Source organism: Penaeicola halotolerans, assembly GCF_016464625.1.
Taxonomy (GTDB): Bacteria; Bacteroidota; Bacteroidia; order Cytophagales; family Cyclobacteriaceae; genus Penaeicola; species Penaeicola halotolerans.
On record NZ_JAEAGO010000003.1, the window covers coordinates 72,167 to 92,518 of the forward strand.

22 protein-coding genes are annotated in these 20,352 nt (G+C 40.6%); 11 read left to right on the forward strand and 11 right to left on the reverse strand.

The window, feature by feature from the left end; genetic code table 11:
• Window positions 1-4: 4 nt before the first annotated feature.
• The 11 genes from miaB (at window position 5) to I5349_RS07965 (ending at window position 10,580) form a co-directional block, all read left to right on the forward strand.
• Entirely contained in the window at window positions 5-1,489 is a 1,485-nt protein-coding gene (gene miaB, locus I5349_RS07915; protein WP_226390219.1) for a tRNA (N6-isopentenyl adenosine(37)-C2)-methylthiotransferase MiaB, read from the forward strand.
• Window positions 1,486-2,760 carry a sigma-54-dependent transcriptional regulator gene (locus I5349_RS07920; RefSeq protein WP_226390220.1) on the forward strand — a complete coding sequence of 425 codons (1,275 nt, stop codon included), beginning with the start codon at window positions 1,486-1,488 and terminating at the stop codon, window positions 2,758-2,760. The genes miaB and I5349_RS07920 overlap by 4 nt, the downstream gene beginning before the upstream one ends.
• Window positions 2,753-3,280 carry an LptE family protein gene (locus I5349_RS07925; RefSeq protein WP_226390221.1) on the forward strand — a complete coding sequence of 176 codons (528 nt, stop codon included), beginning with the start codon at window positions 2,753-2,755 and terminating at the stop codon, window positions 3,278-3,280. The genes I5349_RS07920 and I5349_RS07925 overlap by 8 nt, the downstream gene beginning before the upstream one ends.
• A gap of 36 nt (window positions 3,281-3,316) precedes the next feature.
• Window positions 3,317-4,282: a DUF8458 domain-containing protein gene (locus tag I5349_RS07930; RefSeq protein ID WP_226390222.1), complete on the forward strand. Its 966-nt coding sequence runs from the start codon at window positions 3,317-3,319 to the stop codon at window positions 4,280-4,282.
• A gap of 1 nt (window position 4,283) precedes the next feature.
• Entirely contained in the window at window positions 4,284-4,637 is a 354-nt protein-coding gene (gene secG / locus I5349_RS07935) for a preprotein translocase subunit SecG (protein WP_226390223.1), read from the forward strand.
• A 298-nt stretch (window positions 4,638-4,935) separates the two neighbouring features.
• Window positions 4,936-5,814 (forward strand): sterol desaturase family protein, encoded by an 879-nt coding sequence (locus I5349_RS07940; RefSeq protein WP_438865898.1) that lies wholly within the window; start codon window positions 4,936-4,938, stop codon window positions 5,812-5,814.
• A 221-nt stretch (window positions 5,815-6,035) separates the two neighbouring features.
• The gene (locus I5349_RS07945) at window positions 6,036-6,314 is read left to right on the forward strand and encodes a co-chaperone GroES (RefSeq protein WP_226390225.1); all 279 of its coding nucleotides are present in this window, start codon (window positions 6,036-6,038) and stop codon (window positions 6,312-6,314) included.
• A 46-nt stretch (window positions 6,315-6,360) separates the two neighbouring features.
• Entirely contained in the window at window positions 6,361-7,989 is a 1,629-nt protein-coding gene (groL, locus tag I5349_RS07950; protein ID WP_226390226.1) for a chaperonin GroEL, read from the forward strand.
• 287 nt (window positions 7,990-8,276) lie between these two features.
• Window positions 8,277-8,651: a response regulator gene (locus I5349_RS07955; RefSeq protein WP_226390227.1), complete on the forward strand. Its 375-nt coding sequence runs from the start codon at window positions 8,277-8,279 to the stop codon at window positions 8,649-8,651.
• Window positions 8,652-8,714: 63 nt separating this feature from the next.
• Complete coding sequence (gene corA / locus I5349_RS07960) at window positions 8,715-9,785, forward strand: magnesium/cobalt transporter CorA (protein ID WP_226390228.1); 1,071 nt, start codon at window positions 8,715-8,717, stop codon at window positions 9,783-9,785.
• 3 nt (window positions 9,786-9,788) lie between these two features.
• Window positions 9,789-10,580 (forward strand): alpha/beta fold hydrolase, encoded by a 792-nt coding sequence (locus I5349_RS07965; protein ID WP_226390229.1) that lies wholly within the window; start codon window positions 9,789-9,791, stop codon window positions 10,578-10,580.
• A gap of 140 nt (window positions 10,581-10,720) precedes the next feature.
• On the opposite strand, the gene I5349_RS07970 is transcribed toward I5349_RS07965, so the two are convergent.
• From I5349_RS07970 to I5349_RS08020, 11 genes are all read right to left on the reverse strand, one after another.
• Window positions 10,721-10,975, reverse strand: coding sequence for a T9SS type B sorting domain-containing protein (locus tag I5349_RS07970; RefSeq protein ID WP_226390230.1), 255 nt, complete (start codon window positions 10,973-10,975; stop codon window positions 10,721-10,723).
• A gap of 147 nt (window positions 10,976-11,122) precedes the next feature.
• Window positions 11,123-11,731 carry a Crp/Fnr family transcriptional regulator gene (locus I5349_RS07975; RefSeq protein ID WP_226390231.1) on the reverse strand — a complete coding sequence of 203 codons (609 nt, stop codon included), beginning with the start codon at window positions 11,729-11,731 and terminating at the stop codon, window positions 11,123-11,125.
• Between the two features lie 139 nt (window positions 11,732-11,870).
• A complete protein-coding gene (locus I5349_RS07980; protein ID WP_226390232.1) occupies window positions 11,871-12,869 on the reverse strand; it encodes an alkaline phosphatase D family protein in 999 nt (332 codons plus the stop codon).
• A 54-nt stretch (window positions 12,870-12,923) separates the two neighbouring features.
• Complete coding sequence (locus I5349_RS07985; RefSeq protein WP_226390233.1) at window positions 12,924-13,163, reverse strand: hypothetical protein; 240 nt, start codon at window positions 13,161-13,163, stop codon at window positions 12,924-12,926.
• A 202-nt stretch (window positions 13,164-13,365) separates the two neighbouring features.
• The gene (locus I5349_RS07990; protein ID WP_226390234.1) at window positions 13,366-14,646 is read right to left on the reverse strand and encodes a metal-dependent hydrolase family protein; all 1,281 of its coding nucleotides are present in this window, start codon (window positions 14,644-14,646) and stop codon (window positions 13,366-13,368) included.
• A gap of 121 nt (window positions 14,647-14,767) precedes the next feature.
• A complete protein-coding gene (pgi, locus tag I5349_RS07995; protein WP_226390235.1) occupies window positions 14,768-16,414 on the reverse strand; it encodes a glucose-6-phosphate isomerase in 1,647 nt (548 codons plus the stop codon).
• A 172-nt stretch (window positions 16,415-16,586) separates the two neighbouring features.
• Window positions 16,587-17,195, reverse strand: coding sequence for a bifunctional phosphoribosyl-AMP cyclohydrolase/phosphoribosyl-ATP diphosphatase HisIE (hisIE, locus tag I5349_RS08000; RefSeq protein WP_262895378.1), 609 nt, complete (start codon window positions 17,193-17,195; stop codon window positions 16,587-16,589).
• A gap of 12 nt (window positions 17,196-17,207) precedes the next feature.
• The gene (hisF, locus tag I5349_RS08005) at window positions 17,208-17,963 is read right to left on the reverse strand and encodes an imidazole glycerol phosphate synthase subunit HisF (RefSeq protein WP_226390236.1); all 756 of its coding nucleotides are present in this window, start codon (window positions 17,961-17,963) and stop codon (window positions 17,208-17,210) included.
• A gap of 1 nt (window position 17,964) precedes the next feature.
• Window positions 17,965-18,684 (reverse strand): 1-(5-phosphoribosyl)-5-[(5-phosphoribosylamino)methylideneamino]imidazole-4-carboxamide isomerase, encoded by a 720-nt coding sequence (gene hisA, locus I5349_RS08010; RefSeq protein ID WP_226390237.1) that lies wholly within the window; start codon window positions 18,682-18,684, stop codon window positions 17,965-17,967.
• Window positions 18,684-19,265, reverse strand: coding sequence for an imidazole glycerol phosphate synthase subunit HisH (gene hisH, locus I5349_RS08015; RefSeq protein WP_226390238.1), 582 nt, complete (start codon window positions 19,263-19,265; stop codon window positions 18,684-18,686). Before hisH ends, hisA begins: the two co-directional genes overlap by 1 nt.
• Window positions 19,266-19,360: 95 nt before the next feature.
• On the reverse strand, window positions 19,361-20,140 hold the full coding sequence (locus I5349_RS08020; RefSeq protein WP_226390239.1) for a phenylalanine 4-monooxygenase: 780 nt from the start codon (window positions 20,138-20,140) through the stop codon (window positions 19,361-19,363).
• Between the last annotated feature and the right edge of the window lie 212 nt (window positions 20,141-20,352).

Genomic DNA, 20,352 nt, shown 5'->3' on the forward strand with positions numbered 1-20,352 from the left:
ATACATGGAAAATATCATCAAAGACATCGAAATCCTAGGGGGAGAACAAGCTCCTGAGGCTTGTGATTATAAGACAACTGCAGAGGAGAATACTGGAAAGATCAAGAAGCTCTACATCGAAAGCTACGGTTGTCAAATGAATTTTTCTGATAGTGAAATCGTAGCCTCCATCATGAAAGAGCAAGGCTATGATACGACAGCAGATTTCAATAAAGCTGATGTCATTTTTCTCAATACTTGTTCTATCAGAGAAAAGGCCGAGCAGACTGTTCGCCAAAGACTCAATAATTTCAATAAAGTAAAAAAGGCAAGACCTGAGGTCACTATAGGAGTACTAGGCTGCATGGCAGAGCGACTCAAGGATCAACTTCTCGCTGAGGAAAAATCTGTAGACATCGTAGTAGGTCCAGATGCCTACAGAGACCTACCTAACCTTGTCAATCAAGCAGATGATGGTATCAGAGGGATCAATACTTTCCTGTCTAGAGAAGAGACTTACGCAGATATAGCCCCGGTGAGACTCAATTCAAACGGTGTGACTGCCTTCATTTCCATTATGAGAGGCTGTGACAATATGTGCTCTTTTTGCGTAGTTCCTTTTACTAGAGGGCGTGAGCGCAGTAGAGACCCACAGTCCATCTTAGCAGAAGCACAAGACTTATTTGCAAAAGGCTATAAAGAAGTCACTTTACTTGGTCAAAATGTGGATTCCTATAAATGGTCCCCTGAAGAAAACAATAAAGCAAGACTAGAAAAGAAAACAGACGAAGTCTCTACTGTGGTGACTTTTGCCCATCTTCTAGAAATGGTGGCACAAGTTTCTCCAGACCTTCGTGTGAGATTTTCCACTTCACATCCAAAGGACATCACTGATGATGTGTTATACACTATTAAAAAGTATGATAACATCTGTAATTATATCCACCTGCCAGTACAAAGTGGCAATTCAAGAGTGCTTAAGATGATGAATCGTACTTACGATCGCGCTTGGTACATAGAGCGTGTCCAAAAGATCCGTGAAATCCTAGGAGATGAGTGTGGGATCTCTTCAGACATGATTGCTGGATTTTGCTCCGAAACTGAGGAAGAGCATCTAGACACACTGAGCATCATGGATATTGCACAGTATGATTTCTCTTATATGTTCTACTATTCAGAGCGTCCAGGGACACTAGCGGCCAAAAAATATGCAGATGATATTCCTTTGGAAGTAAAAAAGAGAAGACTTCAAGAAATCATTGATAAACAAGGGGCACTTTCATTAGAAAGAAACAAAATGGACCTAGGAAAAACACATAGAGTCCTACTGGAGGGTTTTGCTAAAAAGTCAAATGAGCAACTCATGGGGAGAAACTCTGCCAACAAAGTAGTCGTGATCGATAAAGGCGCTCATCAAATAGGTGACTATGTAGATGTCTTGATCACTGACTATACGAGAGGCACACTCTTCGGCACTGTAGTTAATACACAACCTATCGCAGCCCTATGATAGCAGACTCAGAGATATTAAGCATCAAGCAACGCTTTGGGATCATTGGTAACTCTCCCCTACTCAATCATGCTATCAGAGTAGCCATGCAAGCTTCTCCTACAGACATGACGGTCTTGATCACAGGTGAAAGCGGTAGTGGTAAAGAGTCATTTTCCAAAATCATCCATAGCCTAAGTTCAAGAAAACACGGGAAATTTATAGCAATTAACTGTGGGGCTATTCCTGAAGGCACTATAGATTCTGAGCTTTTTGGTCATGAGAAAGGCTCGTTTACAGGGGCTCATGAGGCTAGAAAGGGTTACTTCGAAGTCACAGATGGTGGCTCTATCTTTCTAGACGAGATCGGTGAGATGCCTCTAGGTACACAAGCTAGACTACTAAGGGTTTTAGAAAATGGAGAGTTCATCAAGGTAGGCTCTTCTAAGGTTCAAAAGACCAACGTACGTGTCATAGCTGCAACCAATGTCAACCTGATCAAAGCAGTAGAACAAGGCAAATTTAGGGAAGACCTTTACTACAGATTAAATACGGTTCCTATCTACGTTCCCCCTTTAAGAGAGCGAGGAGAAGATATTACATTGCTATTTAGAAAGTTCGCTACAGACTTTTCTGATAAGTATAAGGTAAAGCCTGTCCAACTAACAGAAGATGCTAAAGAAGCTTTATTAAAGTATCGGTTCCCAGGGAATATCAGACAACTGAAAAATCTAGCTGATCAGATTTCACTTTTGGAGCAAGAGCGAGAGATTGACAGTGCTACTTTACTGCGCTATTTACCTAGAAACAGCGATAACTTACCTGCCTTTTTTACTGGTAAAAACGAGAAAGAAAGCATCAACGAAAGAGATATTTTATATAAAGTCCTCTTCGATATGAAAAAGGACATGACTGAACTAAAGAAGTTAGTGCTAGAATCTTTCAACTCTGGTGGTCTTAGTAGTCAGATCATGCAGCAACATGCTGATCTCTTTGAGGACATGGATGAGGTAGGAGATTTTGAGCGAAATATGCCCGAGGCAAGCAAGCCCGCTCCACTTATATTAGATGCTGCCAGAGACCAATCTGAGGACTATGAAGTGGACCAGATCGAGGATATCAGCCACGAGATGGAAGATGATAACTCACTTTCACTGGAGCGAAAAGAAAAAGAAATGATCATCAAAGCGCTGCAAAAAAACCATAATAAAAGAAAATATGCTGCTCGAGATCTAGGTATTTCTGAAAGGACGTTATATAGAAAAATAAAACAGTATGAAATCAATGAATAAGTTTCAAACATTGCTTTTGTTGCTGATGCTAAGCCTTTTAGCGGGATGTGGTCCCTATTCATTTACAGGAGCTAATATCGACTATAATGTCACCAAGACCATCTCTGTAGCTAACTTCTACAATGAGTCTGGAGGAGGTCCTCCCAACATCAATCAACAGCTCACCGAAGATCTGAAAGACTATTTCTTGAGAAATACCAATCTCAACTTGGTCAATGGAACTGGGGACATTTCATTTGAAGGAGGCATCGTGCGCTATGACCTTTCGCCACAAGCTCCTGTAGCCAGTGGCAATCAGAACGTAGCTGATCAGTCTGGCCTGATGCGCTTGACCATCGCTATAGAAGTTACCTACACCAATAACGCCAATGAGGAATACAACTTCAAGCGTACCTTCTCCAACTTTGAAGATTATGATCCTCGAACGACTAATTTCTTGAGTGCAGAGCCGCAACTCGTAGAGCAGATTCTAGAGAAGATCATTGTGGAAATTTTCAATAACTCTGTGGCTACTTGGTAAAAAAACCTTACATTAGTTCTTTATAAAAGCTTAAAAGTGAAGCCGGAACCTTTCTTCAAAATAATTAGTCGCGCCAATCAACTCGGTGAGGAAGATCAAACACTGCTTCTTCAGATGAAGGAGTCCTTCCCCTATGCACAATCCATCCAGGCACTTCACCTCAAAGCCATTTCAAAAGATGCCGCCTCATACAGTGCTAACTTACCTCATGTAGCTATCAGAACTTCAGATAGAGCTCATTTGAAGTCCTATTTAGAAGGTAGCCTTCTCTTTACACAAGACTATCAGCCTATCAGCAATTTGATCATTCCTCAAGTAGGCCAAGAACCTGTGGAAATAGCTGACTTGATCGATGATAATGATGAAAAGTCAATCATAACTGCAAAAGAAGAAGTGAGCCCTATAACGGCAGAAAATATAGAAGTTACTCATCAGTCTACCGAGCCTGAAGCAGCTGCTCCAGTAGAAACGGTAAAACAAAAAACTATTGAAGACACTTCGAAAAATGACCATCAAGACATCCTAAAGGAACTAGAAGCTAATCTAGCCAAACTTAAAAAAAGTAAAGAAAGCATAGATAACAACCACGCGTCTGAGGAAAAGCAAGCAAGAAAAAAACCGATTGAAAAGCCTAAAACAACTGCTACCAAAAGAGCCTCAAAGGATAATAATGACTTGATCGAAAGCATTAAAAAGAAAGAAAAAAAGCAAATCACTGACTCCAAAAAGAAGATGCAAATAGACATCATCAGAGAGTTTAGTCAAAAAGATATTAAAATCAATAAATCACTCAAGGACCTAGAGGATATCCAAGAAATAGAAGATCTCGCAGTCAAAAGCACCGAAAGAAGCGATAAATCACTTTCCGAAGCCTATGCTAAAATGCTTGTAAAACAAGGTAAAAAGGCTAGTGCAATTGAAATATATGAGAAATTAATTTTGAAGTTTCCTAAAAAAAAGGCTTACTTTGCGACTCAAATTAAAGCATTAAAAAAGGAATAACATGTTTGAATTAATCATTGGTATTATAGTATTGCTAGCTGTATTGTTAGTATTGGTCGTTTTAGCTCAAAATTCTAAAGGTGGCGCAGGTGCGGCATTCGGAGGAAGTGCAAGCCAAGTAATGGGTGTCACTAAAACAGGTAACATCCTAGAAAAAACCACTTGGGTGCTAGCTTTAGCTATCATGTCTCTTGCATTGGTTTCAAGCATATTTCTAGGAGATGCTACTCAATCTACAGGGATCACCTCTCCAAATCTAGAGAGAGCACAGGATCAAATCGTAACTCCTCCGAGCTTTGACACTGAAGAAGGAGACGCTGAGATGCCTATCATGACAGATACTACGGGAGAATAAGCTATTTCAATTCTTGAATATAAAAACCACCTCAAACAGGGGTGGTTTTTTTGTTTAACGCCATTCTTCAAAACAGCTCCTTTTTTGTAGTAATCACAGATTGCTTAGGTATAAAAGAACAACTTTTGGCAAATCCGCAGATAAGCCCCCTTTTTATTTCATACTGAGCCAAATAATGATTAATTTGTTAGAATTAACAAAACAGTAAAGTAATTATATTTTGGAAAAGCAACCAGTAACCTTTGAAAGTTTGGGCGCTTCGGATTGGCCCAACATCATCGCCTACGCAGCCCCTATTATGTTCCTCTTAGTATTTGTAGAGTGGGGCATCAGCATATATCAGAAAAGAGATTCATACGATAAACGAGACTTCTTTGCAGCAGCCACAATCGGTTTGACCAATGTAGTCATCAGTGCTTTGATCAAAGCCTTGACTTTTGCCATTATCTTGTTTTTCTATAACCTTGTTCCTTGGAGCGTTCCCCATACATGGTGGTCTTATATACTATGCTTTTTTGCCATTGACTTTTGCCGCTATTGGGCACATAGAGTCTCTCATGAGCAGCGATTTTGGTGGGCTACGCATGTTACACATCACAACTCTGAGAAATACAACTTCTCTGTCTCGTTCAGATTAGGCTGGGTACAACACATCAAGCTCATCTTCTTTCTCCCTGCTGTCATGGTTGGCTTTGATCCATTTGTATTTTTCATTTGTCATCAAATCGCTGTTTTATATCAGTTTTGGATTCATACAGAATACATTACTAAGCTACCGAGACCTATTGAATGGTTTTTTGTTACACCATCACACCATAGAGTGCATCATGGCAAAGACGAAGGCTATATTGATAAGAACTACGGCTCTACGTTCATCATTTGGGATCGCATGTTTGGCACATTTACTCCAGAGACTATTCGCCCTACTTATGGTATTACCAAAAATGTCGGTAGCTATAATCCCATCACGCTAAACTTCCATGAGTTTAGAGACATTTTTAAAGATTTGAAAAAGGCAAGAAATGTCAAACAAGTCTTTCAAGTACTCTTCGCCCCTCCAGGCAAAGGGCCTTTTGATCAAGTGCAGCTTCAAGAGGCTGTAGAGGAGATCAAGGCGAGACCAAACCTCACTCCTACTAATCACATGACTACACAAGTCATGAAGTCAGAAGACTAAATTTGAAGCCTCCTTTGTGAGGCTTTTTTTATCTCTACACACCGACACGACTAATCGACAAAAGTAAAAATGTCAGCGCATGACTTCCATGTGAAAACAAGTTCTGCCACACACATCAAAAAAGTCCGACTTTCTGTCAGCAAAATACGCATAAACGTCATTGGCATAGGAAATGCAACTACTCAAGCCAAACAACGAAACACACAAAACACGATAAAACTATGTCAAAAGTAAACATCAAACCTTTAGCAGACAGAGTGCTCGTAGCACCTGCTGCAGCTGAAGAGAAAACTGCTTCTGGACTTTATATCCCAGACACTGCCAAAGAAAAACCTCAAAAAGGTACTGTTGTAGCAGTAGGTAGTGGTAAAAAAGATGAACCATTGACAGTAAAAGTAGGTGATACAGTCCTTTACGGCAAGTATGCAGGTACTGAGCTTTCTGTAGATGGAAGTGATTACTTGATCATGAGAGAAGCAGACATCTTCGCTATTCTTTAATCCTTACTCATTTCATTTAATCCAAAAGACTTAAACAAAAAACACAATGGCAAAAGAATTATTTTTCGACACAGACGCTAGAGACAGACTGAAAAAAGGTGTAGATGCACTAGCAGATGCAGTAAAAGTGACACTTGGACCTAAGGGTAGAAATGTCATCATAGATAAAAAATTTGGCGCTCCGACCATCACCAAAGATGGTGTATCTGTAGCAAAAGAAATCGAATTGGCTGAGCCAATTGAAAACATGGGTGCTCAACTTGTGAAAGAAGTAGCTTCCAAAACTGCTGACAATGCAGGTGATGGTACTACTACCGCTACCGTATTGACGCAAGCGATTTTCGGTGCTGGTATCAAAAACGTAGCCGCTGGAGCAAATCCTATGGACCTCAAAAGAGGTATCGATAAGGCAGTAGCCGCTGTAGTAAATGAGCTAAAGAAAACTTCGAAGACAATCTCTACATCAAAAGAAATCCAACAAGTAGCGACCATCTCTGCAAATAATGATGATGAGATCGGCAAAATGATCGCTGATGCTATGGATAAAGTAGGTAAAGATGGTGTGATCACTGTAGAAGAAGCAAAAGGTACTGAAACCGAAGTGAAAACTGTAGAAGGTATGCAGTTTGACAGAGGTTACCTATCTCCTTATTTCGTGACTAACACTGAGAAAATGGAAGCTGAACTAAGCAATCCATACATCTTGATCTATGACAAGAAGATTTCTTCTATGAAAGAGCTGCTACCTGTACTTGAGCCAGTAGCGCAGTCAGGCAAGCCACTTCTGATCATCGCAGAAGATGTAGACGGTGAGGCACTTGCTACATTAGTAGTCAACAAGATCAGAGGTTCTCTGAAAGTTGCAGCTGTCAAAGCACCAGGCTTTGGAGATAGAAGAAAAGCCATGCTAGAAGATATCGCTATCCTCACTGGTGGTACTGTCATCTCTGAAGAGAGAGGATATAAGTTAGAAAATGCAACTATCGACTATCTAGGTACTGCTGAGAAAGTCAATATCGATAAAGATAATACGACTATCGTCAATGGTGCTGGTGACTCTAATGCGATCGTTGCAAGAGTAAATGAAATCAAATCTCAAATCGAGAAAACTACTTCTGACTATGACAAAGAAAAGCTACAAGAAAGACTTGCTAAGCTTTCTGGTGGTGTAGCGATCCTATATATCGGTGCTGCTACAGAAGTAGAGATGAAAGAGAAAAAAGACAGAGTAGATGATGCGCTGCACGCTACTAGAGCCGCTGTACAAGAAGGTGTAGTAGTAGGTGGTGGTGTGGCTCTCATTAGAGCTGCTAAGGCATTAGATGGTCTCAAGTTTGAAAACGAAGATCAAGAGACTGGTGCAAACATCATCAGAATCGCAATTGAATCTCCATTAAGAACTATCGTAGCCAACGCTGGTGGTGAAGGCTCTGTGGTGATCAATAAAATCCGCGAAAACAAAGGAAACTACGGCTACAATGCAAGAACTGACAAGTACGAAGACTTATTCGAAGCTGGTGTAGTAGATCCTACAAAGGTGACTAGATTAGCGCTTGAAAATGCAGCTTCTATCGCTTCTCTACTATTAACTACTGAGTGTGTGGTAGCTGATGTGAAAGAAGAAGGCGGTCCAGCTATGCCTCCAATGGGCGGTGGCATGGGCGGCATGATGTAAGCCTTTGACGCTCAAATATTAAATAGGTCTGCTATGAAGCAGGCCTATTTTTTTTGCTTGTAACTCCTGTTTATACTTTTCACTTTTTGCAACAAAATTGTATAAACGGATAGTATTACTTCCGATTTTTAGACTAGCTTTGAATAGCTTATGGTACAATATCTCACTAAACTTCTAGTAGATTTGTATTATTTGATCAGTAGTAGGATTAGTTCTTGACAAATCCTATATTGTGACATATCGCTAGTAAGTAGAACAACCAAACAACCGCTATTTTTGAATCAGGCATGAATTTTAAATATGACAAGGTTATTTTGATTGATGATGATCCGATTAACAACCTGATCAATAGAAAAATATTTAGCAAAACCGTTCCTGATGTTCATATCTTCGAATTTTTAGAAGGAAAAAATGCACTTCAATTCCTAGAATCAGCCGAATCTATCGAAAACACCTTAGTGCTTTTAGACATCAATATGCCTATCATGAACGGATGGGATTTTTTGGATATATTTACCAGTAAGGGCTACAGACTAGACGTTTGGATGCTCTCCTCTTCTATTGATCCTAGAGACGAAGTTAAGTCTCATACATATCCTTCTGTCAAAGGATTCATTGGAAAGCCACTCAGTCAAGATAAGATCAAGGATACTTTTTTCTAATCTTTAAGCACCCAAATTACTTAGCTTCTTTCTCATCTTAAGATATTTTTATTAGCTTAATGTATGGGTAAAAGAAGAAAACATAAATCCTCCATCAAAAAAGGGTTGGCTCCAGGCACACTCGTTCACGTGGGTGAAAAGAACATGGAGCAAATAGAACTTGATCTCTACTGCTATAATGCAGATGAACTCAGCTTTCACAATTTGCAATCTGTCGAAGAACTAGACCCTTTCATGACTAGAAAAGGTGTCAAATGGCTCAATATCAGTGGCGTACATGATGTAGATATCATCTCTGCTATCGGTAAGAAATTCAACTTACATCCACTGGTTATGGAAGATCTCGTCAGCACCCAGCAGCGTCCAAAGCTTGAAATCTTTGATCATTATCTCTTCATTGTCAATCGCATGCTCTACACCCTCAATGGACACCAAGAATTTGTCTCTGAGCAGGTAAGTTTTATTGTGGGAGATGACTACATATTATCCTTCCAAGAGAAAAAAGATGATGTATTTGATGGCGTAAGAAAAAGACTAGAAAATGCCATCGGTCGCATGCGAAAAAGCGGTCCAGACTACATGCTGTATGCACTGATGGATAGTATAGTGGACCACTATTTCATCCTACTCGAACATGTGTCTGACAGTACCGAGGAGATTGAAAACGATGTATTTGATGACAAAAGCCCTAGAAATGTCTTGTCCAAGATACACGCGATCAAGTATGAACTGATCAATATGCGTAAAGCGGTCTGGCCACTCCGAGAAGTACTCGCTAATATTAAGCGCTTGGAGTCCCCACTAGTTCAAGAGGAGACTAAGATCTTTATCAATGACGTCTATGACCACACGATACAGATCATTGATGGTATAGAGACGCAGCGCGATATCACTGGCTCACTGGTAGAGTCACACATGACCAATCTGAGCAATAAGCAAAATGATGTGATGAAAACTCTTACCATCATCTCTACCATATTTATCCCACTAACCTTTATCGCTGGAGTCTATGGGATGAACTTTGAGTATATCCCTGAGCTGAGCTGGTCCTATGGCTATTTTGGTGTATGGGCAGTTTTCCTCATTTTAGCTACCGTCCTATTTATTTATTTCAAAGTCAAAAAATGGTTTTAGCCTATGCCTTATCTATCAATCAATGGAGCCAATATCTATTATGAAATAAGTGGAAAAGGTACTGAAACCATCGTTTTCAGTCATGGTCTACTTTGGAGTGGACAGATGTTTCACAAACAAGTAGCGTACTTTCAAGAAAACTACCGCTGTGTCACTTATGATCATAGAGGACAGGGAAAAAGTGAAGTGACTAAGCATGGATATGACATGGATGAACTCTATGAAGACGCTGTAGCACTAATCGAAGCACTTGATTTAGCCCCTTGCCACTTTGTAGGTTTATCTATGGGAGGATTTATAGGAATGAGACTAGCAGCTCGTAGACCAGACCTACTTCGCACGCTGATCTTGATGGAGACATCTGCCAATGAAGAAGCTTTTAAGGGAAAATATAAGAAGCTAAATTTTATCGCGAAGCTATTTGGCATAGGTATAGTAGCAGATAAAGTAATGCCCATCATGTTTGGCCAAACTTTTCTAAACGACCCCTACAGAACTGGAGAACGCAATAAGTGGCGAAAAATATTAGCAGATAACAAACGGTCTATTACCAAATCAGTGACAGGTGTCATCACTCGAAAGGCTGTCTTAGAGGAGCTCAAAAGTATAGAAATGCCTACACTTATACTCGTGGGTGATGAAGATGTGGCAACGCCTGTAAGCAAAGCTGAGGAAATCAGTCATCATATCATCAACTCAAAATTGGTCGTCCTAGAGGGCGCAGGACATTCTTCATCTATCGAAACACCCGATCAGGTAAATGCTCTTATCGGTGATTTTATCAAAACCTTTTGAAAAAATTAAACCTAAATCTGGTGGCTTGTGGCATGAATACAAGTACCTTGATTTAGGTTTTAAAAATATTAAATCAAAGCTAGAGATAAATTACCCACCAAAACATCCCCTAAAATGGGTATTTTTTGCTCATTGATAAGCTATCTCAAAAGGGTAAATGTCCCCTGAAGTGCCTTTTTGATCAACTGTCCGTCTTGCTCGTAGACATATTCCATTTTATATGAGTATGAGCCCTCTTCTGCTTCTGCTCCATTGATCCGACCGTCCCAGCCTATACTCTCTCCTGAAAAAATCAATTCTCCCCATCTATTGTAAATCAGCAATGTGAAAGACAAATCGCAAGTGGCTACTCCTTGATAAATCGCGTTGTCCCCTATTGTTTTCCATAAAGCCAAGCCAAAACTCCTTCCCAACAGTCGTAAGATGGGCTTGTACCAAAAGACTTTGGAAACAACATATGAAAAGAATGAAGACAAACTTACGGAGCATGCGATAATCGAGTGGACTATTTGTCTCTCAATATCCTAAAAAAATATATGGCATTATGCTTTAAGCACCATATTTTCTTCACATCGCTTTAATACACGAGAAACAGTTTGCCTAGTCAGTCCCGTGAGGTCTGCTATATCCTGCATTGTCATCAGTTTTAAAAGCATATACCTCCTATCGTTTGCGTCTACTATTTGAACTCCATAGTTCTCTCGAATATTATTTACTCGCTCTTCTGGCTCGGCTGAACAAACTGCAAAGAGTCGAGATTCTGCGCGACACCAGCGCTTGACAGTCTGGACATTAAACCACTCTGAGACTGCTGGATCATGCACGATTAGATATTTGTAGTAATTGAGCTCATACTCTCTCAGTACTACATCGGTAAGACACTTGGCAAACTCAAAAAATTGACCATTTAGATAGCGGAGGTTACCGAAAAATTCCTCTGGTCTCAAAACATCATAGCAGATTTCAGCACCTGATTTAGCATAGCTCCCGATCTTTACAGCTCCTTTGACGATTTCGTAGATCTCAGTATGCTTAAATGGAGGAATATAAACATAATCCCCTTTTTGAAAAACTCGCTCACGCACATGCTTAACCAACTCTTGCGGCTGGATAGCTTGTAAGTACTGATATGGATTAAACCCTGCTAACATCACGCTAAATCTCCTCTAATCTCCATGAAATCAGCGCTTAAATCAAGTATGTGAATCAGAATTCACAACAACTTAATAATCTGTTAATCAATCGAATTAAATCTCTTTGAAAAAATAAGCGGTCCGAAGACCGCTTAGATTAATACTTCACAGTAAGTGTCTCTTGGAGATAAAGAGCATCTTCCTCTCCTCTAATTTCCATTTTGACGTCTACTCGGTCTGACTGCCAATCGAAATGCAGCAAACCAAAATTAAGTTTTGCTATCAAATCTCCTACTCTATGCTTATTAGCTTCTGGCCTGTAGCTATTCCATGTATGCGTCAGTCCACTAGAAGTCACATCATAGATTGGATGATTGACCCCAGCGATCTCTACTTTAGAAATCTCTGCGATATGTCTATCACCACTTAGCAAGATCGTCCCGTTAGCTTGAGTCTTTGAAAGTAGGTCAAATAAGCGTTGTCTTTCCTTTGGGAAATTGGCCCACTTCTCATAGATATGCTCTTCTGAGATAAATTGAATCCCGCAGCCTATCACTGTGACGGCAGCATCTTTTTTCATCAATTCTTTTTCTAACCAAGCCCATTGTGCATCTCCCAGCACTGTACCAGTTTGATTGATCACATAGGCATTGTCTGCATCCTTTTGCAAATCATCCCTAAAATATCGAGCGTCCAATAAGATCACCTTTACTCTTTGATCACCCTCACCAAAAAGATGAGCTGAATACGCGCCTTCTCTCTTTCTAAGATCGCTATCCGCAGGAATATTGAGAAAGTCATACATCAGTTCTCTACTTTCCACTTTCTTTGGATATTCTTTTCCAGCATCATTTTTTCCATAATCATGGTCATCCCATGTACCCACTACAGGCATTTGCGCGATGATCTGCTGATAATCTGGATTGCTTAGCTGCTTTTCATACTTAGCTTTCATCAAGCTCATGTCTTCCGTATCACCATATATATTGTCTCCCAGCCATACAAAGGCATCAGGCTGATGACTCAAAATAGGCTTCCAAAGCGGCTGAGCACGATCCTGTCTATTGCAAGATCCAAAAGCTATCGTTTTGACACTTTGGGCGTAAGTCGCTGTAGTCGTCAAAAGGATGAGAAAGAGTAATTTAATTTGCTTCATATGATGAGTTTTTAAATTCGGGCAGTCTAGGACTGCCCGATATACTTTTATTGATTAAAATGCGTATCTCAAACCTAACTGCAATCTCCAAGGTGTACCATTGATCGGCTGTGTACCCACACCACTTTCTACTCGGTAGATGTACTGTTGATTGACCTGATCGAAACCTTGTATGCTGTAGAGGTTTCTACTTCTCCCAAGGTCATTGTTATTTCCCCAGTCCTTATTGAGCAAGTTGCTAAAGTTAAACAAGTCAGCAGTAAGCCGCAAAGCATCATCCAGCAGCTTCTCCAAGCTTTTGTGGTAATTGTTTGATTCATCAGATTATGGTTAAATGGTTAATGATGTATCAAAACTACAGAAGCCAAAAGTCTGCGAATGTTAAAAATTAACTTGTTAAGCCATCTTAATGAAAGCTTAACAAATCCAACATTTAGCCACAAAAAAGCCCTTGACGAAAGGTTTCATCAAGGGCTTATGCTAATCTTTAAATAACTTACTGCTTGTAGACCACACCTTCTTTCATCACAAAAACTACTTCTTTCATGACTTTGATGTCTTTTAATGGGTCTCCATTGACTGCTACGACATCGGCTATTTTACCTTTTTCTACAGAGCCTAGTGTGGCCTCCATCCCGAGTAGTTCTGCTGCACGCATCGTAGCACTCTGGATCGCTTCCATTGCTGGCATTCCTACCTCAGTCATGTAGATAAACTCCCTGTAATTTTCCCCATGAGGAAATACCCCAGCATCTGTACCAAAAGCAATCTTTACGCCTCGCTTATAAGCTTTCCCAAATGTCTCTTGAATCTTTGGACCAATAGCCAAAGCCTTAGGTCTTACCAAGGCGGGATAATACCCTGGAGTCTTGGCATACTCTGCTACAGACTTACCCGCAGTGATCGTAGGTACATACCAAGTGCCTGATTTGATCATCATATCCATTGTCTCTTCAGACATCATCGTACCGTGTTCGATAGAGTGAATCCCCGCAGTAACGGCACGTTTCATCCCCTCATCACCGTGTGCATGGGCTGCTACATGGATGCCAAAGTCTGTGGCTGTTTCTATCACAGCATTGAGCTCATCCTGCTGAAACTGCGGTGCAGAACCATCTCTCGCTACACTGAGAACTCCACCTGTAGCAGTTACCTTGATGACATCTGATCCATTTTTTACAGCTTGTCTGACGGCTTTTCTAGCATCTGTTTCCCCATTGATCACACCTGACTCTGGTCCTGGATCACCCATTAGATCTTTTCGCATACCATTGGTAGGATCTGCATGTCCTCCTGTAGGCGCAATAGATTTACCTGCCGTGATGACTCTTGGGCCTTTTACTTTACCCGCAGCGATGGCATCTCTAAGAGAAATATTGACGCCTGTACCTCCAAGATCTCTGACAGTAGTAAAACCTGACATCAAAGTGCGCTCTGCATAGACGATACTATTGAAAGCCACATCAGCATCATTGAGCACGAAACGCTCTAGATACTTCTGAGGACCCGTCTCACTCTCTAGATGTACGTGCATATCCATCAGACCTGGCATGACAGTTTGGCTTTTGAGATCAATCACTTGATCACCTGATCCTGCCTTTGCATATCCTTTAACTACCGAAATGATCTGCTCACCTTCTATGATGATAGACATTTCCTTTTGAGCAGTATTTGACTTACCATCTATGAGTGTACCACAGTGGATGATTGTTTGCTGCGCACTAGCCATCACACAGGTGAGTGTCAAGAGCACAAGGCTTAGTATTGTTTTCTTCATGGTTACTAGGTTGTTGACACTCTAATCTATCAAAAAATCCGCGCATTATGATAGTAGGGCAATAAAAGGGCATAAAAAAAGCCACCTAAGTTCATTAGATGGCTTTAAAATTATCAAATCTTTATTTCCTCATTTGCTTGAAGGCGTTGATAAGACCATTAGTCGAACTATCATGACTATTGACTTGTCCTTCATTTTCTAACTCAGGAAGGATATTTTTAGCAAGCACCTTGCCCAATTCTACACCCCACTGATCAAAACTATAAACATTCCAGATCACACCTTGGACAAAGATCTTATGTTCATACATCGCGATCAAAGCACCCAAAGTGTAAGGATCTAGTTTTTTAAACAGGATGGAATTAGTTGGCTTATTTCCTGCAAACACTTTGAAAGGCGCAAGCTCGGATATCTCCTCTTTTGACAATCCAGCCTTTTGAAGCTCTGTCACTACTGTGTCATAGTCTTTACCATTCATGAGAGCTTCTGTCTGCGCAAAATAGTTAGACATCAATTTAACATGGTGGTCTCCTATGGGGTTTTGAGAAATTGCTGGAGCTAAGAAATCACATGGGATCAACTGTGTGCCTTGGTGAATCAATTGATAAAAAGCGTGCTGTCCATTAGTTCCTGGCTCACCCCAGATGATAGGTCCTGTCGCATAAGTCACTGGCAGACCGTTTCTATCTACAGACTTACCATTACTCTCCATATTACCCTGTTGGAAATAAGCCGCAAATCGATGCATGTATTGATCATAAGGTAAGATCGCCTCAGAAGCCGCACCAAAGAAATTGGTATACCAAAGACCTATCAAGGCCAAAAGCACTGGAGCATTTTCTTTAAAATCTGCCTTGCGGAAATGCTGATCCATGGCATGTGCTCCTGCAAGTAGTTTTTCAAAGTGGTCAAAACCAATAGCACAAGCAATAGGCAATCCAATCGCTGACCAAAGGGAGTAACGACCACCTACCCAATCCCAAAAACCAAACATATTTTGTGGATCTATCCCAAAGGCTGTCACGGCATCTTTATTAGTAGAGAGTGCTACGAAGTGTTTAGCAACATCCTCCTGCTTACCAAATTTCAAAAACCATTCTCTAGCCGTATTGGCATTGGTCATTGTTTCTTGTGTAGTAAAAGTCTTAGACGCAATGAAAACAAGTGTCTCCTCAGCATTTACCTTTTTGAGCGTCTCCGCTATGTGCGTACCATCTACATTAGACACAAAGAAGATCTCCAAACCTTCCTTTTGATAGGGTTTTAGTGCCTCTGTGACCATCACTGGACCTAAGTCACTTCCTCCTATGCCTATGTTTACTAGATACTTAATAGGCTTTCCTGTATAGCCTTTCCACTTTCCACTATGTAGCTTCTCTACAAATCCCTTCATCTGATCTAGCACTGCATTGACATCCGGCATGACATCTTTGCCTTCGAAATAAACTGGCTGATTGCTTCTATTTCTAAGTGCTGTATGCAAGACAGCTCTGTCCTCTGTGCGATTGATTTTTTCACCCACAAACATTGCTTCTATAGCATCTTTTAAGCCGCACTCCTGCGCTAATGTGATGAGTTGATTAAGAGCTTTTTGATCGAGGATATTTTTGGAGTAGTCTAATAGGATATTTTCAAACTGTAAGTGAAATCGCTCAAATCTCTGAGGATCGCTTGCAAAAAGTGCTGATATATTCGTTTGCTTTAGTCGCGCTGCTTCTAGTTGCAGTTGCTGCCAAGCTTTGGTTTCTGTAGGGTTGATATTTTTCATGAATAATAGGTTTTCTTTGATCGGCCGCAAGATAAGCAATCTCACAAAAGGTCTGAGAACTGAAGTGGAGAAATTAAGTCCTAGACTGTGAGACTTAATCCTAGCATAATGAGCTAACAAAAGAAAAACCGATACTAAATATCGGTTTTTCTGAATAGAATAAACTTAAGATTTACTTCTGATGACGCTCGATGAGCTCATCTACGACTTCATCCAGCTCGTAACCTTTGGCCTCAAGCAGTACCAAGTAGTGGAACAATAAATCGGCCGCTTCCCCCATGAAAAGCTCCTTGTTATCATCTTTGGCCTCAATGACGATTTCTACTGCCTCCTCGCCCACTTTTTGAGCTACTTTATTGATGCCTTTTTTAAAAAGTGAAGCGGTGTATGAAGTATCGCTAGGGTTATTTTTTCGGTCTTTGATCACAGCCCTGAGCTGATCGATAAAAGCCGTCTTAGAAGTATTAGACTCATCCCAGCAAGTGTCAGCACCTGTATGACAAACAGCCCCTTGAGGCTTTACGCTAATCAATAAAGCATCTTGATCACAGTCAAGCTTAATATCTATTAAGTGAAGAAAATTCCCAGAAGCCTCGCCTTTGGTCCAAAGTCTATTCTTTGTCCTACTCCAAAAGGTTACTTTTTTCTCAGTCATTGTTTTCTCAAGCGCCTCCTCATTCATATATCCGAGCATGAGGACTTTGAGCGAAAAAGCATCTTGAATGATAGCAGGAACTAAGCCATCACCTTTTTTAAAATCTATAGTTTTGATATCTATCATTTGCTGATTGATTTAAATTCTAACTGAAATCTCAGACGTTCTAAGATAAGCTTTCAAATCTGGAATGGAGATTTCTTTAAAATGAAATATACTCGCTGCTAATGCGGCATCTGCTTTTCCTTTAGTAAAGACATCCTTGAAATGCTCCATGCTCCCTGCCCCGCCAGAAGCGATCACAGGAATACTCAAGGAAGCAGATATCTCAGCAGTCAGCTCATCAGCAAAACCGCCTTTGGTACCATCATGATCCATCGAGGTAAGTAAAATCTCTCCCGCACCTCTGTCTGCGACTTCTTTGGCCCATTGGATAGTGTCTAGGTCCGTAGCCTGTCTACCTCCATGTGTATGTACTAGGTGCTTGCCATGGACATAGCGTGTATCTATGGCAACGACTACACACTGACTACCAAACTCTGCTGCCATCTCATCGATGACTTCAGGCCTCTTGACTGCAGCAGAATTAATCGAAATCTTATCTGCACCAGCAGCCAAAAGCGCAGAGACATCCGCTACTGAGGAGATGCCTCCTCCTACAGTAAAAGGAATATTGATCGTAGCAGCTACTTTAGTGACAAGCTCTATGAGTGTCTTACGATTTTCTACGGTGGCAGTGATGTCTAAAAAAACAAGTTCATCTGCCCCTTCTAGCGCATAGGCAGCTGCTAGCTCTACAGGATCACCCGCATCTCTCAGGTCTACAAAGTTGACTCCTTTGACTGTTCTCCCCTCTTTGATATCAAGGCAAGGTATGATTCTTTTGGTCAGCATATCAGTTTACAAATGCGGCTAATTGCTCTAAACTTATTCTTCCTTCATAGTAAGCTTTCCCTACTATAGTACCATACACGCCCAATTTCTCTAACTCTTCTAAGTCTTTGACTTCAGCTACACCTCCACTAGCAATGAGCTTGATCTCAGGGATTTCTTGCATGATCTCTTTATACAAATCAATAGAAGGCCCTTGCAGTAGACCGTCTTTGCTCACATCTGTGCAGATCACATATTCGATACCTAAGGCATGGTATTTTTTAATAAAGTCTATCAAAGCTAAAGCAGTCGTCTCTTCCCAGCCACTGATCGCGATCATTTTATCCTTGGCATCTGCTCCAAGGATGAGCTTTTCTGCACCATATTTCTCAAGCCAACTAGTAAATAGCTCAGGATTCTTAACTGCTATACTACCTCCAGTCACCTGTGCTGCTCCAGCTGCAAAGGCTAAGTCAATCATCTCATCCGACTGCACGCCTCCACCGAAGTCTACCGTCAAGGAAGTACCTGAAGTGATGCGCTGCAACACTTCCTTATTGACAATTTGCTTCTGCTTAGCTCCGTCAAGGTCTACTAAGTGTAATCTTCTAATACCTGCTCCCTCAAATCGCTTAGCGACTTCAAGCGGGTCACTGGCATATTCAGTCTTTTGGCTATAGTCTCCTTTGGTAAGTCTGACACATTTGCCACCGATGATATCTATTGCTGGGATGATCTCCATTATAATTTCAAGAAGTTTTCTAAAATACGTGCACCTACGCTTCCACTTTTTTCAGGGTGTGCTTGCATGGCCCAAAAATTATCCTTTTGTAACAAAGCTGAAAAGTCCAGCATGTAATGTGTCTTTGCAATCGTGTACTCACTCAACTCGACATAGTAGCTATGGACATAATATACAAATGAAGCATCTGTCAAACCTTCAAATAAAGGTCCTTTCATCTCCAAAAGATCATTCCAACCTACATGAGGCACTTTTTCTATTGCAGGGAATTTTTTCACTTTGATAGGGAAAATACCTAAGCAAGTGGTATCATTTTCTTCGGTATGTTCACAGAGCAATTGCTGCCCAAGACATACGCCAAAGAATGGTTGTTTTAGTTCTTTAATGAGTGTATCCAGTTTGCGCTCTTTGAGATATCTCATAGCGGTACTCGCCTCCCCCTGTCCAGGGAAAATCACTCTATCAGCTGATTTGATCTTCTCTGGATCATCAGTCAGCTCTGCTTGAACGCCCAAACGCTTGAGGGCTAGATCTACAGAGTGAACATTGCCAGAATTATATTTGATGATGACTGTACTCATAGGATCAACCTGAGTCAATTAGATTTAGTGAAAATGAAAAGGATGCTTTTTGTCAAAAGCACCCTTAGAAAGAAAGGCAAAATTAAGAGAATAATTTAGGAAGCAGAAGCTTCGCTCAACATCTCATCTAAAACTCTTTCAATTTCTGGCAATGACTTATACAATTGCTCGTAATTATCGATCACAAAGTACTTATCTTGGAATTTATCCTTCCAATATGGCGTATTCATGATCTTAGCTACATTGTATGGATGATGTGCCGGCTCATCGCTAAGGCTAAACTTAGTCTCTCCTGCTGATGATAAGATACCCGCACCATAGATGCGCAACTCACCATCTTCTCTGATCAAACCAAACTCAATCGTAAACCAATATATACGGGAAAGTAGCTCGATTGCATACTTATCATCAGAATGCTTGAATGCTATTTTACTCAACTCCTGAAGGAAATCTACGAAAGGCTGATTAGTCAAAAGTGGGACGTGTGCAAAGACATCATGGAACATGTCTGGCTCTTCTAGATAGTCCAACTGACTCATCTTTCTCAACCATGTAGAAGCTGGAAAACGCTTGTTAGACATCAAAGAGAAGAAAAGATCATCATCGATCAGTCCTGGTACAACTTCTATCGCCCAGCCTGTTTGCTTGAGTAAGATTTCATTAGTCTCTTCAAAGTTTGGAATCTTATCGCCAGTGAACTTGACGATCTCCAAACCCTTCATATATTCCTTAGTCGCTGCTTTAGGAAGATTGACGATCTGACGATCATAGAGTATCTTCCATACATTAAAGGCTTCTTGATCATAAGCAGCATAATCCTGCTTCATCTTTTTAAATCTAGGGTCACTATATACCCAATCCAATGACTTTGCCATGTTAATCAATTTTAGTTTTATCTGTCTCAGGATCAGCTCCTAAGCACAAAATACTTTTAATAAAAAAGCCTAATCCATCTGGAATTAGGCTAGCTTATCGTTCATGCACACACAAACCCAAATGCCCAATTCCCTTTTAGAAATTGTTCATAGAGATAATGAGGAGTGCAAGGGTTTATTTTCATGTTGTAAATATAAAATTATTCAGTCCA